At 74.4% G+C, this 4,114-nt stretch carries 7 protein-coding genes; all 7 read left to right on the top strand.

Annotated features, from left to right (window positions below):
• A partial coding sequence (locus VGR37_00865) for a hypothetical protein (GenBank protein ID HEV2145945.1) occupies positions 1-310 on the top strand: 310 nt, incomplete at its 5' end.
• Complete coding sequence (locus VGR37_00860) at positions 310-882, top strand: RES family NAD+ phosphorylase (protein ID HEV2145944.1); 573 nt, start codon at positions 310-312, stop codon at positions 880-882. The genes VGR37_00865 and VGR37_00860, both read left to right, overlap by 1 nt.
• Positions 879-1,598: a sensor histidine kinase gene (locus VGR37_00855; protein ID HEV2145943.1), complete on the top strand. Its 720-nt coding sequence runs from the start codon at positions 879-881 to the stop codon at positions 1,596-1,598. The genes VGR37_00860 and VGR37_00855 overlap by 4 nt, the downstream gene beginning before the upstream one ends.
• Positions 1,595-2,113 (top strand): response regulator transcription factor, encoded by a 519-nt coding sequence (locus tag VGR37_00850; protein HEV2145942.1) that lies wholly within the window; start codon positions 1,595-1,597, stop codon positions 2,111-2,113. Before VGR37_00855 ends, VGR37_00850 begins: the two co-directional genes overlap by 4 nt.
• The gene (locus tag VGR37_00845) at positions 2,065-2,229 is read left to right on the top strand and encodes a LuxR C-terminal-related transcriptional regulator (GenBank protein ID HEV2145941.1); all 165 of its coding nucleotides are present in this window, start codon (positions 2,065-2,067) and stop codon (positions 2,227-2,229) included. Before VGR37_00850 ends, VGR37_00845 begins: the two co-directional genes overlap by 49 nt.
• A 204-nt stretch (positions 2,230-2,433) precedes the next feature.
• Positions 2,434-3,798: an MATE family efflux transporter gene (locus VGR37_00840; GenBank protein HEV2145940.1), complete on the top strand. Its 1,365-nt coding sequence runs from the start codon at positions 2,434-2,436 to the stop codon at positions 3,796-3,798.
• 26 nt (positions 3,799-3,824) lie between these two features.
• A partial coding sequence (locus VGR37_00835; GenBank protein ID HEV2145939.1) for a hypothetical protein occupies positions 3,825-4,114 on the top strand: 290 nt, incomplete at its 3' end.

Here is a 4,114-nt window from a genome sequence, read left to right as displayed (position 1 = left end):
CTGCGACTTCGCGGGGCGGGCCTTCGGCTCGGACGCGGAGCTGGCGCGCCTCCTGGGGGTGGACCGCAGCCGCATCACCCGCTGGCGCCAGGGCGACCTCCCCGACCCCGCGAACGCGGACCGGGTGGTGGGGATCGACGCGGTGGTGGAGCTGCTCTCCGGCTTCCTCGACGAGCGCAGCATCCCCAAGTGGCTCTACGGGACCAACGCGCACCTGGGCGACCGCCGCCCGGTGGACGTGCTCGTCTCCGGCCGCCTCTCCGAGGTGATCGCCGCCATCGAGGCCGAAAAGAGCGGCGCCTACGGCTGATGTCCGCGCCCGCGTCCCCGCTCTGGCGCGTCTTTCCCTGGGACCCCGCGGCGGCCCCGGGGGAGCCCTTCTCCGCCGCCTTCATCCCCCGGGCGCAGGGGAGCGGGCGCTTCGACCTCCCCTCCACCCCGGTCCTGTACCTGGCCGAGTCCCCCGGGCACGCCGTGGCCGAGAAGATCCAGCGCTTCCGGGGGCAGGAGCTGGAGCCGTGGGACCTCGCCGAGTTCGGGCGGACCCTGGCGCTGGTGGCGGTGGATCTCGCCCCCGACCTGGCAGCGCGGGTGGCGGACCTGTGCGACCCCGCCGTGCTTCTGGAGCACGGGATCCGGCCGGACCAGGTGGCGGCGCGCTCCCGCGAGACCACCCGCGGCGTGGCGGACGCCCTCCACGCGCGGGGGCGGGCGGGGATCCGCTGGTGGTCCTCCATGGGGGGGGAGTGGCACGCGGTGACCCTCTTCCCGGACCGGGTCGCGGAGGGCGCCCTGCGCTGGGGGGAGCCGGAACCGCTCTCGCTCGTCCACCCCGCCGTGCGGGACGCGGCGGACGCCCTGATGATCCGGAGGAGGGGATGACACCCGCGACACGACCGGCCCCGCCGGAGCAGGGACAGCGCGAGATCGACGCGTCGCGCCGGATGATGCAGGTCACGGAGCGCGAGCTGCAGCGCATCCTCCTGGACATCCACGACGGGCCGGTGCAGCACATGTACGCCGCGCTCTCGCAGCTCGACCTCCTCCGGCGCGCCCTGGAGGGGTCCGGGCCGCTGGGCGGCGAGGTGCAGGACCGGCTGGGCCGGATCCGCTCGCTCCTGGAGGGCGGGCTGAACGAGGTGCGCTCCTTCATCGGCGCCTTCCGCCCGCCGGAGTTCGAGGCGCGCGAGCTGGTGACGCTCCTGGAGGGGCTCGCCCTGCAGCACGAGTCCATGACGGACACGCGCATCGACCTGGAGGTGCGCGGCTCCATCCCCCGCATCGCCCTCCCGGTGAAGATCGGGCTCTACCGCGTCCTCCAGGAGGGGCTCTCCAACGCCTACCGCCACGGCGGCGCGGACCGCGTACAGGTGCGCCTGCGCCGGGTCCGGCGCGGCGGGGAGCCGCACCTGCGCATGAGCATCGCCGACAACGGCCACGGCTTCGACTCGCGGGCCCCGGTGCCGGAGAAGCACTTCGGGCTCCAGGGGATGCGCGACCGGGTGGAGATGATCGGCGGGACGTTCCGCATCCGCAGCGCCCCGGGCCGCGGGGCGACGGTCGCCGTGGAGGTCCCGCTGGAGCCGCCCGCCCCATGAGCACCATCCGCATCGTCCTGGCCGACGACCACGAGCTGGTGCTGGAGGGGCTGCGCTCGCTGATCGAGGCGGAGGGCGACCTGCAGGTGGTGGCGACGGCCACCACGGGCGAGCAGCTCCTGGAGGCGGTGCGCCGCCACGCGCCCGACGTGGCGGTGCTGGACCTGGAGATGGGGGAGCTGGGCGGCCTCCGCTGCCTGGAGCTGATCCGCGAGCGGCACCCCCGGGTGCGGGTGCTGGTGCTCACCGCGTACAGCGACGGCGAGTCCATGCGCGCGGCGCTGGAGGGAGGCGCGGCGGGGTTCGCGCTCAAGACGGAGCCGCCGCAGCAGACGGTGGCCTCCATCCGCCAGGTACACCGCGGGCACCTGGTCTTCCCGCTGGCCGCGCGGCGCTGGCTCCTGCGCGGCGGCGCCCCCAGGAGCCGGGGCAGATCACGGAGCGCGAGAAGGAGATCCTGGCGCTGGTGGCCGAGGGGCTCACCAACGCGCAGATCGCCCAGCGCCTGCGGGTGAGCGACAACACGGTGAAGTTCCACCTCCAGAACCTGTACCTGAAGTTGAACGTGCGGAACCGCACCGAGGCCGCCGCCTTCTACCTGCGGGAGCACGCGGCGCGGCGGGGGGGGTGAACGGGGCGCCCGGGGAGCGCCCGCGTCCGCCGCTCTGGACCTCTCCCACCCCGCGCCAGATATTGGAGGGCTCGTGCCGGCCTCTCCGCCGGACCGTGCTTCTCACCCGTCCGTCGCCGCACCGTGGAAGCCCCCCCCACCCCCGCACCCCCGCCGGTAGAGCCGCCGGCGCCCCCGCCCGAAGACACCGGGCTCTGGAGCGCCGTGCGCGAGGCGCTGCGCGGCTCGCAGCGCGACTACACGCAGGGCCCCGTGGGCCGGAGCGTCCTGGTGCTCTCCGTCCCCATGATCCTGGAGATGCTCATGGAGAGCATCTTCGCCGTGGCGGACGTCTTCTTCGTCGCCAAGCTGGGCGCGGACGCCGTGGCGACCGTGGGGCTCACCGAGGCCATGCTGGCGCTGGTGTACACGGTGGCGATGGGGCTGGGGATCGGCGCGACGGCCACGGTGGCGCGGCGCATCGGCGAGGGCGACCCGGACGGCGCCGCCCGCGCGGCGGTGCAGGCCATCCTCCTGGGGCTGGGGCTGTCGCTGGTGATCGGCGTGGCCGGGGTGGCCCTGGCGCCGCGGCTCCTGGCGCTGATGGGCGCCTCGCCCGGGGTGATCGAGCAGGGGACCGCGTTCACCCGCGTGATGCTGGGCGGGAACGCGGCGATCCTGCTCCTCTTCCTGGTCAACGCCATCTTCCGCGGGGCGGGCGACGCGGCCGTCGCAATGCGCGTGCTCTGGATCGCCAACCTCATCAACATCGCCCTGACCCCCTGCTTCATCTTCGGGCCGGGGCCCTTCCCGGAGATGGGGGTCACCGGCGCCGCGGTGGCCACCACCATCGGGCGCGGGACCGGGGCCCTCCTCGCGCTCTCGTACCTGGTCCGCCCCGGCGGGCGCATCACCGTCGGGCGGCGGCACCTGGCGCTGCAGCCGGAGCTCCTCGCCCGCATCGTGCGCCTTTCCGCCTCCGGCGCCTTCCAGGTGCTGGTCGGCACGGCGAGCTGGATCGGGCTGGTGCGCATCATCTCCACCTTCGGGAGCGCGGCGCTGGCGGGGTACACCATCGGCATCCGCATCGTCCTCTTCGCCCTCCTCCCCTCGTTCGGGATGAGCAGCGCCGCGGCGACCATGGTGGGGCAGGCGCTGGGGGCCGGGAAGCCCGAGCGCGCCGAGCAGGCGGTGTGGAAGGCCGGCTTCTACAACCTGTGCTTCCTGGGGACGGTGGGGCTGGCCTTCGTGCTCTTCGCCGACCCGCTGGTGCGCCTCTTCACCGACGATCCGGCGATCATCCCCTACGGCGCCGACTGCCTGCGCATCGTGGCCGCGGGGTTCCTGTTCTACGCCTACGGGATGGTGCTCACCCAGTCGTTCAACGGCGCGGGCGACACCTGGACGCCCACCGTGCTCAACCTGTTCGTGTTCTGGCTCTGGGAGATCCCGCTGGCGTACGTGCTCGCCGTCCCGCTGGGGCTGGGGCCGCGCGGGGTGTTCCTGTCCATCACCATCGCCTTCTCGACCCTGGCCGTGGCGAGCGCGCTGATGTTCCGCCGCGGGCGCTGGAAGACACGCGTGGTCTGACCTCCAACCCTGGCCTCCGAACCCCGATGTCCGTCCCCTCCATGACGCCCGAGCGCACCCTCCGGCTCGTCCGGCACCCCGGCGCCGACGCGTTCCTCGACGACGCCCGGCCGGAGCTGGAGCAGGACGAGCCGCTCCACGGCCTGATCCTCGGGGTGGCGGCGGGGCTGCGCTCGGTACCCGCGGCAGCGCTGCCGCCGTACTTCGCCACGGTGCGCGACCGGGCGGGGCTCGCGCTCGCGGCGGTAATGGCCCCGCCCTACCCGCTGGTGCTGGCGAGTGGCCGCCGCGACGCGGGCGACGCGCGGGTCGCGCT

Source organism: Longimicrobiaceae bacterium (genome assembly GCA_035936415.1).
In the GTDB taxonomy this organism is placed as follows: Bacteria; Gemmatimonadota; Gemmatimonadetes; order Longimicrobiales; family Longimicrobiaceae; genus JAFAYN01.
Note: the sequence above shows the minus strand (reverse complement) of the source record. Positions and strands in the feature narration are given on the sequence as shown.

Excerpts from the sequence above, each read along its gene's own strand:
- VGR37_00850 (HEV2145942.1), top strand. The coding sequence starts at position 1,595 with ATGAGCACCATCCGCATCGTCCTGGCCGACGACCACGAGCTGGTGCTG.
- VGR37_00860 (HEV2145944.1), top strand. The coding sequence starts at position 310 with ATGTCCGCGCCCGCGTCCCCGCTCTGGCGCGTCTTTCCCTGGGACCCC.
- VGR37_00855 (HEV2145943.1), top strand. The coding sequence starts at position 879 with ATGACACCCGCGACACGACCGGCCCCGCCGGAGCAGGGACAGCGCGAG.